The organism is Escherichia sp. KTE52 (genome assembly GCF_000408325.1).
GTDB classification, from domain to species: Bacteria; Pseudomonadota; Gammaproteobacteria; order Enterobacterales; family Enterobacteriaceae; genus Escherichia; species Escherichia marmotae.
Window position 1 is genome coordinate 1222181 of the sequence record NZ_KE138680.1, and the last position, 18302, is coordinate 1240482.

The 18302-nt window shown below is 50.6% G+C and carries 13 protein-coding genes, 1 tRNA gene and 1 pseudogene; 11 read left to right on the forward strand and 4 right to left on the reverse strand.

Annotated features, from left to right (window positions below; translation table 11 throughout):
* Positions 1–11 precede the first annotated feature (11 nt).
* The 4 genes from uhpA (at position 12) to uhpT (ending at position 4968) form a co-directional block, all read left to right on the forward strand.
* Entirely contained in the window at positions 12–602 is a 591-nt protein-coding gene (gene uhpA, locus A1SC_RS05845) for a response regulator transcription factor UhpA (protein ID WP_000633662.1), read from the forward strand.
* The gene (gene uhpB, locus A1SC_RS05840) at positions 602–2110 is read left to right on the forward strand and encodes a signal transduction histidine-protein kinase/phosphatase UhpB (protein WP_001517438.1); all 1509 of its coding nucleotides are present in this window, start codon (positions 602–604) and stop codon (positions 2108–2110) included. Before uhpA ends, uhpB begins: the two co-directional genes overlap by 1 nt.
* Positions 2111–2119: 9 nt before the next feature.
* Positions 2120–3439, forward strand: a complete 1320-nt coding sequence (gene uhpC, locus A1SC_RS05835) for an MFS transporter family glucose-6-phosphate receptor UhpC (RefSeq protein WP_001517439.1) — start codon at positions 2120–2122, stop codon at positions 3437–3439.
* 137 nt (positions 3440–3576) lie between these two features.
* Positions 3577–4968 (forward strand): hexose-6-phosphate:phosphate antiporter, encoded by a 1392-nt coding sequence (gene uhpT, locus A1SC_RS05830; protein ID WP_000879190.1) that lies wholly within the window; start codon positions 3577–3579, stop codon positions 4966–4968.
* A 42-nt stretch (positions 4969–5010) separates the two neighbouring features.
* On the opposite strand, the gene adeD is transcribed toward uhpT, so the two are convergent.
* Positions 5011–6777, reverse strand: coding sequence for an adenine deaminase (adeD, locus tag A1SC_RS05825; protein ID WP_016262715.1), 1767 nt, complete (start codon positions 6775–6777; stop codon positions 5011–5013).
* 174 nt (positions 6778–6951) lie between these two features.
* Between adeD and adeQ the strand changes: the two genes are divergently transcribed.
* From adeQ to nepI, 3 genes are all read left to right on the forward strand, one after another.
* On the forward strand, positions 6952–8286 hold the full coding sequence (adeQ, locus tag A1SC_RS05820; RefSeq protein ID WP_010377843.1) for an adenine permease AdeQ: 1335 nt from the start codon (positions 6952–6954) through the stop codon (positions 8284–8286).
* A gap of 52 nt (positions 8287–8338) precedes the next feature.
* Positions 8339–8791: a DUF1198 domain-containing protein gene (locus A1SC_RS05815; RefSeq protein ID WP_001517442.1), complete on the forward strand. Its 453-nt coding sequence runs from the start codon at positions 8339–8341 to the stop codon at positions 8789–8791.
* 219 nt (positions 8792–9010) lie between these two features.
* On the forward strand, positions 9011–10201 hold the full coding sequence (nepI, locus tag A1SC_RS05810) for a purine ribonucleoside efflux pump NepI (protein WP_001288577.1): 1191 nt from the start codon (positions 9011–9013) through the stop codon (positions 10199–10201).
* 41 nt (positions 10202–10242) lie between these two features.
* Here the strand turns inward: nepI and yicS are convergent, their stop codons facing one another.
* Positions 10243–10536 carry a protein YicS gene (gene yicS / locus A1SC_RS05805; RefSeq protein ID WP_000843473.1) on the reverse strand — a complete coding sequence of 98 codons (294 nt, stop codon included), beginning with the start codon at positions 10534–10536 and terminating at the stop codon, positions 10243–10245.
* 220 nt (positions 10537–10756) lie between these two features.
* Between yicS and nlpA the strand changes: the two genes are divergently transcribed.
* A complete protein-coding gene (gene nlpA, locus A1SC_RS05800; protein ID WP_000779416.1) occupies positions 10757–11575 on the forward strand; it encodes a lipoprotein NlpA in 819 nt (272 codons plus the stop codon).
* A gap of 3 nt (positions 11576–11578) precedes the next feature.
* Here the strand turns inward: nlpA and A1SC_RS05795 are convergent.
* Positions 11579–12503, reverse strand: a pseudogene (locus A1SC_RS05795) (carboxylate/amino acid/amine transporter).
* Positions 12504–12704: 201 nt separating this feature from the next.
* Here A1SC_RS05795 and fliB point away from each other — a divergent pair.
* The gene (gene fliB, locus A1SC_RS05790; RefSeq protein WP_016262716.1) at positions 12705–13919 is read left to right on the forward strand and encodes a flagellin lysine-N-methylase; all 1215 of its coding nucleotides are present in this window, start codon (positions 12705–12707) and stop codon (positions 13917–13919) included.
* 279 nt (positions 13920–14198) lie between these two features.
* Here fliB and A1SC_RS05785 read toward each other — a convergent pair.
* Positions 14199–14293 (reverse strand) — tRNA-Sec (locus A1SC_RS05785).
* A gap of 292 nt (positions 14294–14585) precedes the next feature.
* On the opposite strand from A1SC_RS05785, the gene A1SC_RS05780 reads away from it, so the two are divergent.
* Positions 14586–15968 carry a glycoside-pentoside-hexuronide family transporter gene (locus tag A1SC_RS05780; protein ID WP_000834449.1) on the forward strand — a complete coding sequence of 461 codons (1383 nt, stop codon included), beginning with the start codon at positions 14586–14588 and terminating at the stop codon, positions 15966–15968.
* Positions 15969–15977: 9 nt separating this feature from the next.
* Complete coding sequence (gene yicI / locus A1SC_RS05775; protein ID WP_016262717.1) at positions 15978–18296, forward strand: alpha-xylosidase; 2319 nt, start codon at positions 15978–15980, stop codon at positions 18294–18296.
* Positions 18297–18302: the final 6 nt, after the last annotated feature.

The following is an 18302-nucleotide window of genomic DNA, read 5'->3' on the forward strand; positions in this document are numbered from 1 at the left end:
AGGACAAGACCATGATCACCGTTGCCCTTATAGACGATCACCTTATCGTCCGCTCCGGCTTTGCGCAGTTGCTGGGGCTGGAACCTGATTTGCAGGTAGTTGCTGAGTTTGGCTCGGGGCGCGAGGCGCTGGCCGGATTGCCTGGGCGCGGTGTGCAGGTGTGTATTTGCGACATCTCAATGCCGGATATTTCGGGGCTGGAGTTGCTAAGTCTGCTACCAAAAGGGATGGCGACAATTATGCTCTCCGTTCATGACAGTCCGGCGCTGGTTGAACAGGCGCTTAATGCGGGCGCGCGCGGTTTTCTCTCCAAACGTTGTAGCCCGGACGAACTGATCGCCGCCGTGCATACAGTTGCCACGGGCGGCTGTTATCTGACGCCGGACATCGCCATTAAGCTGGCATCCGGCCGCCAGGACCCACTGACCAAACGCGAACGTCAGGTGGCGGAAAAGCTGGCGCAAGGGATGGCAGTAAAAGAGATCGCCGCTGAACTGGGGTTGTCGCCTAAAACAGTGCACGTACATCGCGCTAATCTGATGGAAAAACTGGGCGTCAGTAACGACGTTGAACTGGCTCGCCGCATGTTTGATGGCTGGTGATGAAGACGTTTTTTTCCCGCTTAATTACCGTTATTGCCTGCTTTTTTATTTTCTCTGCCGCGTGGTTTTGCCTGTGGAGTATCAGCCTGCATTTGGTTGAACGCCCGGAGCTGGCTGTGCTGCTGTTCCCGTTTGGCTTGCGGCTGGGACTGATGTTGCAATGCCCGCGCGGATACTGGCCCGTATTGCTGGGCGCGGAATGGTTGCTGATTTACTGGTTGATGCAGGCGGTTGGGTTAACGCATTTTCCGTTATTGATGATCGGTAGTTTACTGACGTTACTGCCCGTGGCGTTGATTTCTCGCTATCGCCATCAGCGTGACTGGCGCACGTTGCTGTTACAAGGAGCAGCGTTGACGGCGGCAGCGTTGTTACAGTCACTGCCCTGGCTTTGGCACAGGTATGGAAACGAGTCGTGGAACGCGCTGTTATTGACCTTAACTGGCGGTCTGACGCTGGCTCCTGTTTGTCTCGTGTTCTGGCATTACCTGGCGAATAACACCTGGCTACCGCTGGGGCCGTCGCTGGTTTCTCAGCCGATAAACTGGCGTGGACGCCATCTGGTCTGGTACTTGCTGCTGTTTGTTATCAGTCTCTGGCTGCAACTGGGGCTGCCGAACGAACTGTCGCGCTTTACGCCATTCTGCCTGGCGCTGCCGATTATTGCCCTGGCCTGGCACTATGGCTGGCAAGGAGCGCTGATTGCGACGCTGATGAACGCCATTGCGTTGATTGCCAGCCAGACATGGCATGATCATCCGGTGGATTTATTGCTCTCGCTGCTGGTGCAAAGCCTTACAGGCTTGTTGCTTGGTGCAGGTATTCAGCGACTGCGCGAGCTTAACCAGTCGCTGCAAAAGGAACTGGCGCGCAATCAGCATCTTGCCGAACGTTTGCTGGAAACCGAAGAGAGCGTGCGCCGCGACGTAGCGCGTGAACTGCACGATGATATCGGCCAGACCATCACCGCTATTCGCACCCAGGCGGGCATTGTTCAGCGACTGGCAGCGGATAACGCCAGTGTGAAGCAGAGTGGGCAGCTAATCGAACAACTGTCGCTGGGCGTTTACGACGCGGTGCGCCGCTTGTTAGGGCGGTTACGCCCACGTCAGTTGGATGACCTCACTCTTGAGCAGGCCATTCGTTCACTGATGCGAGAAATGGAACTGGAGGGGCGCGGTATTATCAGTCATCTCGAATGGCGGATAGATGAATCGGCGTTAAGTGAAAACCAGCGAGTAACGCTGTTTCGTGTCTGCCAGGAAGGGCTGAACAACATTGTGAAACATGCCGATGCCAGTGCGGTCACGCTGCAAGGCTGGCAGCAGGATGAGCGGTTAATGCTGGTGATTGAAGACGATGGTAGCGGTTTGCCGCCAGACTCAGGGCAACACGGTTTTGGCCTCACCGGAATGCGTGAGCGTGTAACGGCGCTGGGCGGCACCTTAACCATCTCCTGTCTGCACGGCACACGCGTCAGTGTCTCTCTCCCCCAACGTTATGTCTAAGGCTTGATGATGTTGCAGTTTCTGAAAGCGCCTGCCGACGCGCCGCTGATGAGTGATAAACGTGAAATTGATGCCTGCTACCGCTACTGGCGTCGGCATATTTTGTTGACCATCTGGTTAGGTTATGCGCTGTTTTATTTCACGCGTAAAAGTTTTAACGCCGCTATGCCGGAAATCCTTGCTACCGGCGTGCTAAGTCGTAGCGATATTGGCCTGTTAGCAACCCTGTTTTATATCACCTACGGTTTGTCGAAGTTTGTCTCCGGCATTGTCAGCGACCGCTCAAATGCGCGTTATTTTATGGGGATTGGGCTTATCGCGACTGGCATCATCAACATTCTGTTTGGATTTTCCACTTCGCTATGGGCGTTTGCCGTGCTCTGGGTGTTGAACGCCTTTTTCCAGGGCTGGGGGTCGCCGGTTTGTGCGCGTCTGTTAACTGCCTGGTATTCACGTACCGAGCGTGGCGGTTGGTGGGCGCTGTGGAATACGGCACATAACGTTGGCGGTGCGTTGATCCCCATCGTGATGGCGGCAGTTGCGCTGCATTATAGCTGGCGTATCGGGATGATGATTGCCGGAAGTTTAGCCATTATAGTGGGGGTTTTTCTCTGCTGGCGGCTACGCGACCGCCCGCAGGCGTTAGGTTTACCGGCGGTCGGAGAATGGCGGCATGACGCACTGGAGGTAGCCCAGCAACAGGAAGGGGCGGGGTTGACACGTAAAGAGATCCTCACCAAATATGTGTTGCTGAATCCATACATCTGGCTGCTTTCGTTCTGCTACGTGCTGGTTTACGTGGTTCGTGCAGCGATTAACGACTGGGGCAACTTGTACATGTCCGAGACGCTGGGCGTCGATTTGGTGACGGCGAATACCGCGGTAACCATGTTTGAACTGGGCGGATTTATCGGTGCGCTGGTTGCAGGCTGGGGATCGGACAAACTGTTTAACGGTAACCGTGGGCCGATGAATTTGATATTCGCCGCGGGGATTTTGCTTTCTGTCGGCTCGCTGTGGCTGATGCCGTTTGCCAGTTACGTGATGCAGGCGACCTGCTTTTTCACCATTGGCTTTTTTGTTTTTGGCCCGCAGATGTTAATCGGCATGGCAGCGGCAGAGTGTTCTCACAAAGAGGCTGCAGGGGCAGCGACGGGGTTTGTCGGCTTGTTTGCTTATCTTGGGGCATCGCTCGCCGGTTGGCCGCTGGCGAAAGTGCTCGATACCTGGCACTGGAGCGGTTTTTTTGTGGTTATCGCTATCGCCGCCGGGATTTCGGCGCTGCTGTTACTGCCCTTTTTGAATGCTCAGGCACCACGCGAAGCGTGATGCATCTCACCTTTTTACTTCATATCCGGCAAAACTAAGAAATTTTCCTGGTTTTGCCTGGACGCTATCCCAGGCCTGATTTGCTGCTGATTTTTACAATGAATACCTCACGCAGGTATTCATTTCAGGAGTAACCCATGCTGGCTTTCCTCAACCAGGTTCGCAAGCCGACTCTGGATCTTCCGCTCGAAGTGCGGCGCAAAATGTGGTTCAAACCGTTCATGCAATCCTACCTGGTGGTCTTTATTGGCTACCTGACGATGTACCTGATTCGTAAGAACTTTAACATTGCGCAGAACGACATGATCTCCACCTACGGGCTGAGCATGACGCAGTTGGGGATGATAGGACTGGGCTTCTCCATCACCTATGGCGTGGGTAAAACGCTGGTTTCCTATTACGCTGACGGCAAAAATACTAAGCAGTTCCTGCCATTCATGCTGATCCTTTCAGCCATTTGTATGCTGGGGTTCAGTGCCAGTATGGGCAGCGGCTCGGTTAGCCTGTTCCTGATGATTGCTTTCTACGCCTTAAGCGGCTTTTTCCAGAGCACCGGCGGTTCGTGCAGTTACTCCACCATCACCAAATGGACGCCGCGTCGTAAGCGCGGGACGTTCCTCGGTTTCTGGAACATTTCCCACAACCTCGGCGGCGCGGGTGCGGCGGGTGTGGCGCTGTTCGGCGCAAATTACCTGTTCGATGGCCACGTGATTGGCATGTTTATTTTCCCGTCGATTATTGCACTGATTGTCGGTTTTATCGGTCTGCGTTACGGAAGTGACTCCCCTGAAGCTTATGGTCTTGGCAAAGCCGAAGAACTGTTCGGTGAAGAGATCAGCGAAGAGGACAAAGAGACGGAATCCACGGATATGACCAAGTGGCAGATCTTTGTCGAATATGTTTTGAAAAACAAAGTGATCTGGCTGCTGTGCTTCGCCAACATCTTCCTGTACGTGGTGCGTATTGGTATCGACCAGTGGTCAACCGTCTACGCTTTCCAGGAACTCAAACTCTCTAAAGCGGTAGCGATTCAGGGCTTTACGCTGTTTGAAGCAGGCGCACTGGTCGGTACGCTGCTGTGGGGCTGGCTCTCCGACCTGGCGAATGGTCGCCGTGGCCTGGTGGCCTGCATCGCGCTGGCACTGATTATCGCGACACTCGGTGTGTATCAGCACGCCAGCAATCAATACATCTACCTGGCTTCTCTCTTTGCATTAGGTTTCCTGGTATTTGGTCCGCAACTGTTGATTGGCGTGGCGGCTGTTGGCTTTGTACCGAAAAAAGCGATCGGCGCTGCCGACGGGATTAAAGGCACCTTCGCCTACCTGATTGGTGACAGCTTTGCCAAGTTAGGTCTGGGGATGATTGCCGATGGTACTCCGGTATTCGGCCTTACCGGCTGGGCTGGAACCTTCGCCGCGCTGGATATCGCCGCAATTGGCTGTATCTGCCTGATGGCGATAGTCGCGGTGATGGAAGAACGCAAAATCCGCCGCGAGAAAAAAATTCAGCAGTTGACAGTGGCATAAACGTAACTGGTGACTTTTGCCCGGCATGATGCCGGGCTTTTTTTATTCCGCGATCTCAAGTGTAGTGAAGGAAAACGTCTCGCCATCAAACAAACCCTGGCTGGTCAGTTTCAGCGCGGGGATCACTGGCAGGGAAAGAAATGCCATCTGAATAAACGGTTCATCCGGTAGTGGACCACATTCACGGGCGGCGACTTTCAATGCGTCAATTTGTTCCGCCAGTGACTGCGCTGTGTCGGTGCTCATCAGCCCGGCAATGGGCAACGGCAGGTGGCTCTGTACCTGACCGTTACGTACTACGCAAAGCCCACCGCCGTCCTGAATAACCTGATTCACCGCCAGCGCCATTTCTTCGGTGCTACGACCGATCACCACAATATTATGGCTGTCATGGCTGACCGTCGCCGCCATCGCGCCTTCGTTCAGGCCAAAGCCGCCGAGCAAACCACAGGCCGGAGTCAGTCGTTGTCCGTAGCGCTCAAGCACGGCAATAAAGCACACATCATCGCGATCAAAACCGTTTTCGCTGTAAACGCAGGAGCGGGAGTGCGTAATCAGTTCGTTATGAATAACGTCAATGACACGATAGCGTTTTCCGGGAGTAAATTGCAGCGCAAAGTCGCTGGCGGAAACTGGCTGGCGGGCAATGGTATTGCCATACGGCGGGGCAGATTGCGCCAGTCTTACCGACTCTTGTGCCTGTAAGGTTTGTGCGTCAATCGGTTCGCCTTTCACCAGTACCTGTTGTACTGTGACCTTACGCGCGTCACTTAGCAGAACGATATCGGCCTGTTTGCCTGGTGCCAGTAAACCGAGATGATTAAGACCAAAATGACGCGCCGTCGACCAACTGGCTACACGATATGCCACATGCAGCGGCACATTGTGTTGTTCGATCAGGCGGCGGATTAAGGCGTCGATATGCCCTTCATGGGCAATTTCCCACGGGTTACGGTCATCGGTACAGAGCATGCATTGCGGGCTGTTAAATTCGTTGATCAACGGTGCCAGTGCATTGAGATTGCGGGCGGCGGACCCTTCGCGGATCATCAACGACATACCGAGTTGTAATTTCCGGCGACCTTCTTCCAGCAGATAACTTTCGTGGCAGTTTTCAATACCCGCAGCAATATAAGCGTTAAGTTCTTTACCACCCAAACCGGGACAGTGACCGTCCAGCGTCAGATGGCGAAACGCGTCCAGTTTATCGAGTAGCGCATTTTGGCCGCTAATCACGCCTGGATAGTCCATCATCTCGGCCAGACCGGTAACCTGCGGATGATCCCGCCAGGTGAGCATCTGTTCGAGGGTAAAACTGGCACCGTTTACATCGCAGCCTTCCAGGGCGGGAACGCAAGAACTGACCTGCAAATACTGATTCTGCCTTGCCTGTTCAGCGCAGCGGGCAAACCAGGCGAATCCGGCTTCACCCATGACGTTGACGATTTCATGAGGGTCGCAAATGACGGTTGTCAGGCCACGCGGCAGGGTGGCGGTTTCAAAGGTGACTGGCGTCATCATGCTGGATTCAATATGCAGGTGAGCATCAATAAACCCCGGCACTGCCGTTGCGCCGTTAGCATCAATTCGATGCAAAGCCGGAGCGTCGGCGTATTCTGCGCCAACACCGGCAATGTAACGCCCTTTAATCACTATCGGGCCGGAAATTTCTCCGCCATTGATCAGATCCAGAATAGAGACATTATCAATAATATAATCGGCAACGGCTTCTCCACGGGATACGGCTAACAATTCCTGGTATTCGCCCCGACTAATGTGATGAAATTTATGGCTAATAGAATTATTCATGTTTTTCTCATTTTGATTTTATCAGTTTGATTATTATTTATCATAAAGAAACGTCGCGAGATTATTAAAGAATATCCATTAATGTGCAATTGAAATGTGATAATTATCACTGAACCGTTGTTGTCATTTGTTTTACAAAAGCAAGGAATTAAATCTCCTTCAATGGACAAAAAAATGAATAATGACAATACCGATTACGTGAGTAATGAATCAGGGACGCTTTCGCGATTATTTAAACTGCCGCAACATGGGACCACCGTCCGCACAGAATTGATTGCAGGGATGACCACTTTTTTAACCATGGTGTACATCGTTTTCGTTAACCCGCAAATTCTCGGTGCGGCGCAAATGGATCCGAAAGTGGTGTTTGTCACCACCTGTCTGATTGCCGGTATCGGCAGCATTGCGATGGGGATATTTGCTAACTTACCCGTAGCGCTGGCTCCAGCAATGGGGCTGAATGCCTTCTTTGCGTTTGTGGTGGTGGGGGCAATGGGCATCTCCTGGCAGACCGGTATGGGCGCTATATTCTGGGGCGCAATAGGGCTATTTTTGCTCACGCTTTTTCGTATACGTTACTGGATGATATCTAACATTCCGTTAAGTTTACGTATTGGTATCACCAGTGGCATCGGGTTATTTATTGCCTTAATGGGATTAAAAAACACCGGTGTTATTGTCGCCAATAAAGATACGCTGGTGATGATTGGTGATTTAAGTTCTCATGGTGTGTTGTTGGGTATTTTAGGTTTTTTTATTATAACCGTGTTGTCATCACGTAATTTTCACGCCGCGGTGTTGGTTTCTATTGTTGTTACTTCCTGCTGTGGATTATTTTTTGGTGATGTTCATTTTAGCGGCATCTATTCCATTCCACCTGATATTAGCGGTGTTATTGGTGAAGTTGATTTGAGCGGAGCATTGTCGCTTGAACTGGCCGGTATCATTTTCTCCTTTATGTTGATCAACCTATTTGATTCATCAGGAACATTAATTGGCGTAACTGATAAGGCTGGCTTAATAGATAGTCACGGTAAATTCCCGAATATGAATAAGGCGCTGTATGTCGATAGCGTCAGTTCGGTGGCTGGCGCGTTTATCGGCACCTCTTCTGTTACCGCCTATATTGAAAGTACTTCTGGTGTGGCGGTCGGTGGTCGCACGGGGCTGACTGCGGTAGTGGTCGGCGTTATGTTCCTGCTGGTTATGTTTTTCTCGCCGCTGGTGGCGATGGTTCCTCCTTACGCAACCGCCGGGGCGTTAATCTTTGTTGGTGTGTTGATGACTTCAAGTCTGGCGCGCGTTAACTGGGATGATTTTACCGAATCGGTGCCCGCATTTATTACCACGGTAATGATGCCTTTTACCTTTTCAATTACTGAAGGTATCGCGCTGGGCTTTATGTCGTACTGCATCATGAAAGTGTGCACCGGGCGCTGGCGCGATCTGAACCTGTGTGTGGTGGTGGTAGCGGCGCTATTTGCGTTGAAAATCATCCTGGTGGATTAGTATCTGATAAGTGTTTCCAGATATCATGAGTGCCGTTTACGCAGGAGAACTCATGATCTGGATAATGCTTGCCACGCTGGCGGTGGTGTTTGTGGTTGGTTTTCGGGTGCTGACATCCGGGGCCAGAAAAGCGATTCGCCGCCTGAGCGATCGGCTGAATATTGATGTGGTGCCTGTCGAATCGATGGTCGATCAGATGGGAAAATTAGCCGGTGACGAATTTTTACGTTATCTGCATCGCCCGGATGAGTCGCACTTGCAAAACGCCGCGCAGGTGTTGCTCATCTGGCAAATTGTCATTGTCGATGGCAGTGAACAGAACCTGCATCAGTGGCATCGAATTTTGCAAAAAGCCCGTCTCGCCGCACCCATTACCGATGCACAGGTGAGGCTGGCGCTGGGTTTTCTACGAGAGACAGAGCCTGAAATGCAGGAAATTACCGCTTTCCAGATGCGCTATAACGCGTTTTTTCAGCCTACTGAGGGCGTTCACTGGCTGCATTAAAACCGCTTTGCCTGATGCGACGCTGGCGCGTCTTATCAGGCCTACAGACCGAGTACGGATAAGGCGTTCACGCCGCATCCGGCAATCTTTGTCTTGTTCCGTTTCAATCTTACCCCTACCTCATGCGACACCGTAAAAGTTGCAAAAACGTTAAATACATCACACATTTCAATGTTAAAGTGGTCGGCTTTTCCCCTGAAACATGCCTCGAGTAACACCATGAGTGAATTTATTACAGAAAACCGCGGCGCGGGTGCCATCAGCCGACCGAACTGGTCAGCCGTTTTCTCGGTGGCGTTTTGCGTCGCTTGCCTGATTATCGTTGAGTTTTTGCCTGTCAGTTTATTGACGCCAATGGCTCAGGATTTAGGTATTTCGGAAGGGGTTGCCGGACAATCGGTGACTGTTACCGCCTTTGTAGCGATGTTTGCCAGTTTGTTTATTACCCAGACAATTCAGGCCACTGACCGTCGCTACGTTGTTATTTTGTTTGCCGTTTTGCTGACGCTCTCTTGCTTGCTGGTTTCCTTTGCCAGTTCCTTCAGGATGTTGTTAATCGGCCGCGCTTGTCTGGGACTGGCGCTGGGTGGGTTCTGGGCAATGTCAGCGTCGCTGACCATGCGGCTAGTGCCGCCTCGAATGGTGCCGAAGGCTCTGTCGGTGATCTTCGGTGCCGTTTCTATCGCGCTGGTGATTGCCGCGCCGTTAGGCAGCTTTTTAGGCGAGCTTATCGGCTGGCGCAATGTCTTTAACGCGGCGGCAGTGATGGGCGTTCTGTGTATTTTCTGGATTATTAAATCATTGCCCTCACTGCCTGGCGAACCGTCACATCAGAAGCAAAATACCTTCCGCCTGTTGCAGCGTCCGGGGGTGATGGCCGGGATGATCGCTATCTTTATGTCCTTTGCGGGGCAATTCGCTTTCTTCACTTATATTCGCCCTGTGTATATGAATCTGGCGGGATTCGGCGTAGATGGCTTAACGCTGGTACTGCTGAGTTTTGGTCTCGCCAGCTTTGTCGGTACATCGCTTTCGTCGATCATTCTTAAACGTTCGGTAAAACTGGCCTTAGCGGGCGCACCGTTAGTGCTCGCCTTTAGCGCGCTGATACTGGTGTTGTGGGGAAGCGATAAAATTGTTGCTACCGGCGTGGCGATTATCTGGGGGCTGACCTTTGCTTTAATTCCCGTTGGCTGGTCAACGTGGATCACCCGCTCACTGGCTGATCAAGCAGAAAAAGCCGGGTCTATTCAGGTGGCCGTTATTCAGCTTGCCAATACCTGTGGCGCGGCAATCGGCGGTTATGCGTTGGATAACATTGGCCTGACTTCGCCGTTAATATTGTCCGGTACGTTGATGTTGCTTACCGCACTGTTGGTTACCGCAAAGGTGAAAATGAAGAAATCCTGATGTCAGGTTAAAGAGGCGTTAGTCAGAGGTCATTGCCACTCTTACATATCCGGGCATTCTACCCGACCCAACGCTTCCCAGTAGTTATTCTGATTATTACGCTCCATCGCCACGATGGCTTCGCGTATGTGTTGTTTATTGCCTTCATCTGACAACATTAACTTTTCCCATGCTTCATCTGACAATGAAGCCTGTGGGGTGCAAATTTTCCGCAAATCCTGCAATACCGTATTTTTCTCTTTTGCGGATTGTAATGAGCTAAAAGGTGACTCGGCGTATACGATATCTGGCACAGTAAAAACGGTGAAAATAAGCAGTAGTGTCGTTGATTTCATGGATTTAACCTCTTACAAATGCGCATCGAATAAAGCATAAGTGTAGTTTGCTTTATTCGCTCTCATCATGCTGTACGAAACGCGCTTGTGTAGTCAGTAAGAAGTGCCAGACCTTATATGCCTCTTTTATTCCTTTTTATTCTTATCGATAGCGTTTCGTTTTTTAAACCGCAGCGACCTTACCGCTATAGTCAGGTAATCATTAATAAAAGGATAAAAAATGAAACTGACAACACATCATCTACGGACAGGGGCTGCATTATTACTGGCGGGGATCTTGCTGGCAGGCTGCGACCAGCAAAGCAGCGATACAAAACACATTAAAGTTGGCGTAATTAACGGTGCTGAACAGGATGTGGCGGAAGTCGCTAAAAAAGTGGCCAAAGAGAAGTATGGCCTTGAGGTTGAACTGGTAGGATTTAGTGGCTCATTGCTGCCTAACGATGCAACAAATCATGGTGAACTGGATGCCAACGTTTTCCAGCATCGCCCTTTCCTTGAACAGGATAATCAGGCTCATGGTTACAAGCTGGTGGCGGTGGGAAATACCTTTGTCTTCCCGATGGCTGGTTATTCGAAAAAAATCAAAACGGTCGATCAGCTAGAAGATGGGGCGACAGTAGCAATTCCGAATGATCCGACCAATCTGGGGCGTGCGCTGTTACTGCTGCAAAAAGAGAAACTGATCACCCTGCAAGAGGGAAAAGGTTTACTGCCAACGGCGCTGGATATTACCGGGAACCCGCGCCATTTGCAGATAATGGAGCTGGAAGGGGCACAATTACCGCGAGTGCTGGATGATCCGAAAGTGGATGTGGCAATTATCAGCACGACTTATATTCAGCAAACCGGGCTTTCCCCGGTGCATGACAGCGTTTTTATTGAAGATAAAAATTCGCCGTATGTGAATATTCTGGTGGCGCGGGCAGATAATAAGGATGCAGAAAATGTGAAGGAATTTTTGCAATCTTATCAATCACCGGAAGTGGCTAAAGCGGCAGAAACTATCTTTAACGGTGGCGCGGTGCCGGGCTGGTAATCATCAACCGTACCGCGCTGGATAGTTAAATTTTTCTGGCGCGGCGGCGGGAATCTACAGAAATTAATATTACTGATGAAAGAATCAATAGTGTCCCTAACCAGTCTGGTAATGTGAAGGTGATCCCCAGTAACAGCAAAGAAAGCAGCGCGCTACTTAACGGTTCTGCGCAACTCAAAATGCTGGCTTTCGGCCCGCCAATTAACTGTGCGCCCTTCAAATACAGACTAAAGGTCAGTGAAGTTCCAATTACCACCAGATAGAAAAACGCCAGGATCAGGCTGCCATTAACCACGAAATTTGTTCCTTGCCCGGCATAAAAAGGTAGCAGGATCAGACCACCAATGAGCATACTCCAGCCAACGACGGGCAGCGTGCCGTAACGGGCAATGAGCGTTGAGGGGTATGTTGTATAGAATGCGGCAGCGAAGGCTGAAGCTATCCCCCAGAACAGCGCGGCGGGAGAGATCGATAACGATGTCGGATTACCGTGGGTGACCAACAAAAAGGTGCCCACGAGAGAGGTCAAAATCGCGGTAAATACCAGAATGCCGGGGCGTGATTTACGTACTAGTGAGAACCAGGCCACGATAATCGTTGGTGATAAAAATTGCAGCACCGTTGCTGTAGCGGCATTGGATTTTTCGATGGTCAGTAAGAAAGTAAGCTGGACGGTCAGCGCGCCAACGATGGAAAAAATCAGCAGGCTGATGGCATCTTTATGATTTCTAATGATTGAGAAGACTTTATCGCCGTGGACAAATGAGAGTGTCAGCAGAATAAACCCGGCAAATATCAGTCGCGTCATGGTAAGAAACTGCGATGACATCTGGCTTTGCTCCATGATGTATTGTGCGCAGACCCCTGAACTCCCCCACAAAACGGCGGCAATTAGAACGTTCAGCATTCCCTTTCTGGTGGAACTCATATTTTCCTCTGCATACTGTTTTGTCGTTTATGTTGCAGGCATGATAGCAAAAATGGCGAGGATGGTTCTTCAGGTAAACCAGTCATTTGATGGGGCGACATTTATGAAACGGGTGAAATACTTGTTAAACCGTCAGATTATGACGTTATCATTTTGTTCTGACAGCGTGCTATTGTTCGCTTTTTAAACGCGAAGAATGTTATGCAAATCCATAAAGTAATAACCCCCGAGTTTGTGAAGAAGTTTTCCTGCGTCGGTCCCAACTGCCTGATTTCCTGCTGTCAGGGATGGAATATACACATCGACAAGAAAACCCATCATACTTACCTCAACGAACAACACCCGAAAATTGCCCAGTTGGCGAAAGAGAATCTATTACGGGTGCGAAATGGTAAAAGCCGCTATTCGATAATCAAACTGGACGCGCAGGGGCAGTGTCCGTTTCTCGATGAAAATAAACTCTGCCTGGTTCATCGCGATCTGGGAGAAGAAGCGCTTTCAGAAACCTGTTCTACTTATCCACGTAACAAAAGGCACTACGCGGATACAACTCGCCATTCGATGGTGCTCTCATGTCCAGAAGTAGCCCGGCTGGTATTATTTGATGCCGACAGCATGTTAGTGCACGAACAGGATGAGCTGTTGGCGAAGGCGAAAAACGCTTTCACCGCTCAGCAGCCTGTTAATCAGATCCACCAGATTGTGCATCTCTTTGCCTGGCACCTCCTGCAGTCGCCATCGTTGAACGTTGAAGAGAATCTGATGGCGCTGGCACAGTTTATGGTTTACCTACAGCGTATTGAGTTCGATCTGCACCGCTATTTTGTGCAGGCTGAACAGTACCATCAGGAGTTATTAAGCGAGCTGGCGGCAGGTATTAGCCTGATGAGTCAATCAACGCCTACGGAGTCGGTGGGATTGAAGGTGCGTGCGCTGACGGTATTGGGTTCGCTTGTCGCGAATAAGAGCAGCAGGGATCGTATTATTGCTGATGCGCATCGAAAGATGGCAGTGTATTTAGACGTAGCAAACAGCCCGGATAAGCAGGTTCTGGCTGACAAGTTTGCAGTTCTGGACAAGCAGTGGCAGCAGCTTTGCCAGGTATCTATCCTCAGCGCTCCGCATGTATTGCGCAATTTACTGACCTACAAAATTTACCACAGCCATTTTCCTGAGGCTGATTTCTCAACGGTTATGCGCCAGGTTTACCGTTTGATCCTCGACTATTTCTACACAAAGCATTTGCTGAGTGTGATATCGCTGGAAGTCACTCCAGATGAGGCAACGGTGCTGAAGATTGTGGCGAGCCTTGCTGAGAAAACCTTGCATTCGCCAATTATCAATCAGCGGATGGATAAAGCGATCGACATGATCAATACCGGGGACGATCTCTCCTGCTTGCTGTTGATTTGTTGAAAAACAGGCGCAGTAGTAAGCCAGAAATCCCAGGGAATGCCAGCTTCAGCTCCCGTTGTTTTATCAGCGCTGGTAAAGCCAGGTCGATATGAAGCAGCATCGGGGAACAGGATTTCCCGGTGATTGCGGCCAGATCAGTCAGGTAAGATACCCCCAATGCCCCCCAAAAATAACGTGCCGCAGGTTGAAGTCGGTTGACCTCAGGATACAAAGAAATCCAGGTATATAAGGAAATAGAAGAGGTTTTGTGAATGTCGGGAGAGTTCAGAAGAGGCAAATTGGCGGAAGATCACAGGAGTCGAACCTGCCCGGGACCGCTGGCGGCCCCAACTGGATTTGAAGTCCAGCCGCCTCACCGGAGACGACGATCTTCCGCGCCTCGATTGCTACATGGAGGCGGGGCGCATTATAGCTACTTCCTTGAGTTTCTACATCCCCTGGTTCATTTTTTTCCGGGCAATATGCGCAAAGCTTTATCACTAACCCATTATAATTAACATAAATATCATATATTCCAATGATATATGGGTAGGTTTATCGCTACCACGATCACATAAAACAAGAATCATAAATTAATAACCAGATATCGGAATATTCACTCTGGCAGGGATGGTTTACAAAACTCTTTATCGGTCTCAGCACCCCCATAGCATCAAGGAAAAGCAGATGAAGAGTGAAGTGTTGTCCGTTAAAGAGAAAATTGGTTATGGCATGGGAGATGCCGCCAGCCACATTATCTTCGATAACGTAATGTTATATATGATGTTCTTTTACACCGATATTTTTGGTATTCCTGCCGGATTTGTCGGAACCATGTTTTTGGTCGCTCGTGCACTGGATGCGATTTCCGATCCTTGCATGGGGTTGCTGGCCGATCGAACGCGCTCTCGCTGGGGTAAATTTCGACCGTGGGTACTGTTTGGCGCACTGCCATTTGGTGTGGTCTGTGTACTGGCATATAGCACGCCAGATCTCAGTATGAACGGTAAAATGATCTATGCAGCAATTACTTATACCCTACTTACCTTACTTTATACCGTCGTCAATATCCCTTACTGCGCATTGGGTGGTGTAATTACCAATGACCCGACTCAGCGTATCTCGCTGCAATCCTGGCGTTTTGTGCTGGCGACCGCGGGAGGCATGCTCTCCACTGTGCTGATGATGCCGCTGGTTAATTTAATTGGTGGTGATAATAAACCACTCGGTTTCCAGGGCGGCATCGCGGTGCTTTCCGTGGTGGCATTTATGATGCTGGCTTTCTGTTTCTTCACCACTAAAGAACGCGTTGAAGCGCCACCTACGACGACGCCTATGCGGGAAGATTTACGTGATATCTGGCAAAACGACCAGTGGCGTATTGTCGGTATTCTCACCATTTTTAATATTCTGGCGGTGTGTGTACGTGGTGGGGCGATGATGTATTACGTCACGTGGATTCTGGGTACGCCGGAAGTGTTTGTCGCTTTTCTCACCACTTATTGCGTGGGTAACCTGATTGGCTCCGCACTGGCAAAACCACTGACCGACTGGAAATGTAAAGTCTCTGTCTTCTGGTGGACGAACGCCCTGCTGGCCGTGATTAGCCTCGCGATGTTCTTCGTTCCCATGCAGGCCAGCATCACCATGTTTGTCTTCATCTTCGTGATTGGTGTGTTGCATCAACTGGTGACACCTATCCAGTGGGTAATGATGTCCGATACCGTTGACTACGGCGAGTGGTGTAATGGTAAACGACTCACCGGGATCAGTTTTGCTGGCACGCTGTTTGTGCTCAAACTGGGGTTGGCCTTCGGAGGCGCACTTATCGGATGGATGCTGGCTTACGGTGGATATGATGCAGCAGAAAAAGCGCAGAACAGCGCCACAATTAGCATCATTATCGCGCTATTCACGATTGTTCCGGCGATCTGTTATTTGCTGAGCGCGATTGTCGCTAAACGCTACTACTCTCTCACAACGCACAATCTGAAAACCGTTATGGAACAGTTGGCTCAGGGCAAACGCCGTTGCCAGCAGCAATTCACCTCTCAAGAAGTGCAGAACTAAGGAACGGCAATGAAAATTAGCGATGGAAACTGGTTGATTCAACCTGGCCTCAATTTGATTCACCCGCTTCAGGTGTTCGAGGTTGAACAGCAGGGTAATGAAATGGTGGTCTATGCTGCCCCCCGTGATGTGCGTGAACGTGCCTGGCAGCTTGACACGCCTTTATTTACGCTGCGTTTTTTCTCCCCACAGGAAGGTATTGTCGGTGTACGGATTGAGCATTTTCAGGGGGCGCTGGATAACGGCCCTCATTATCCGCTCAATATTTTGCAGGACGCGAATGTCACAATCGAAAACACAGAAAGTTACGCTGAGTTTAAAAGTGGCAACTTAAGCGCGCGTGTCAGTAAAGGTGAGTTCTGGTCACTGGATTTTCTGCGTAATGGCGAACGTATTACCGGTAGCCAGGTGAAAAATAATGGCTATGTGCAGGACACTAATAATCAACGAAATTATATGTTTGAGCGGCTGGATCTTGGCGTCGGTGAAACGGTTTACGGGCTGGGAGAGCGTTTTACTGCCCTGGTGCGCAATGGTCAGACGGTAGAAACCTGGAACCGGGATGGCGGCACAAGTACTGAACAGGCGTATAAAAATATCCCGTTCTACATGACTAACCGTGGTTATGGTGTACTGGTCAATCATCCCCAATGCGTCTCTTTTGAAGTGGGATCGGAGAAAGTCTCCAAAGTGCAGTTCAGCGTGGAGAGTGAATACCTCGAATACTTTGTTATCGACGGCCCGACGCCGAAAGCGGTACTTGATCGTTATACCCGTTTTACCGGCCGTCCGGCGCTGCCGCCCGCGTGGTCCTTCGGTCTGTGGTTAACCACTTCATTTACCACTAACTACGACGAAGCGACGGTTAACTGTTTTATCGATGGTATGGCGGAACGCAATCTGCCGCTGCATGTTTTCCACTTTGACTGTTTCTGGATGAAAGCCTTCCAATGGTGCGATTTTGAGTGGGATCCACTGACCTTTCCGGACCCGGAAGGCATGATCCGCCGCCTGAAAGCAAAAGGGCTGAAAATCTGCGTCTGGATTAACCCCTATATTGGGCAGAAATCTCCAGTCTTTAAGGAGTTACAAGAGAAAGGCTATTTACTCAAACGCCCGGACGGCTCGCTATGGCAATGGGATAAATGGCAGCCAGGGCTGGCGATTTATGACTTTACTAATCCGGATGCCTGCAAATGGTACGCCGATAAACTGAAAGGTCTGATCGCGATGGGTGTCGATTGTTTTAAGACCGACTTTGGCGAACGTATTCCAACAGACGTTCAGTGGTTTAACGGTTGTGATCCGCAGAAAATGCATAACCATTATGCATACATCTACAACGAACTGGTATGGAACGTGCTGAAGGAAACCGTTGGCGAGGAAGAAGCCGTCTTGTTTGCCCGCTCGGCTTCCGTAGGTGCGCAGAAATTTCCGGTGCACTGGGGCGGTGATTGCTACGCCAATTACGAATCAATGGCGGAAAGCCTGCGCGGAGGTTTGTCTATTGGCCTTTCTGGTTTTGGCTTCTGGAGCCACGATATCGGCGGCTTTGAGAATACCGCTCCGGCGCACGTTTACAAACGCTGGTGCGCGTTTGGTTTGCTCTCCAGCCATAGCCGTTTACATGGCAGCAAATCTTATCGTGTGCCGTGGGCCTACGATGATGAGTCCTGTGACGTGGTGCGCTTCTTCACGCAACTGAAATGCCGCATGATGCCGTATCTTTATCGTGAAGCTGCTCGTGCGAACGCGCTGGGTACGCCGATGATGCGCGCAATGGTAATGGAGTTTCCGGACGATCCGGCCTGTGATTACCTTGATCGCCAATACATGTTGGGCGGCAGCGTGATGGTCGTGCCGGTGTTCACTGAAGCTGGCGATGTGCAATTCTACTTGCCTGAAGGTCGCTGGACGCACCTGTGGCATAACGATGAAATAGACGGCAGCCGCTGGCATAAACAACAACACGGCTTTCAGAGTCTGCCGGTATATGTGCGTGATAACACCCTACTGGGGCTGGGCAACAATGAACAACGCCCCGATTATGCGTGGCACGAAGGCACGGCCTTCCAGCTCTTTAATCTGCAAGACGGGCGTGAAGCCGTCTGCGAAGTCCCAGCCGCTGATGGTTCGGTGATCTTCACCCTGAAAGCGGCACGTACTGGCAACATCATTACTGTGACTGGTACGGGAGAAGCGAAGAACTGGACGCTGTGCTTGCGCAATATCGCTAAAGTAAATGGTCTGCAAGGCGGTTCGCAGGCTGAAAGTGAGTTGGGTGTTGTGGTGACCCCGCAAGGGAATGAGCTGACAATTACGCTGTAATTTGTT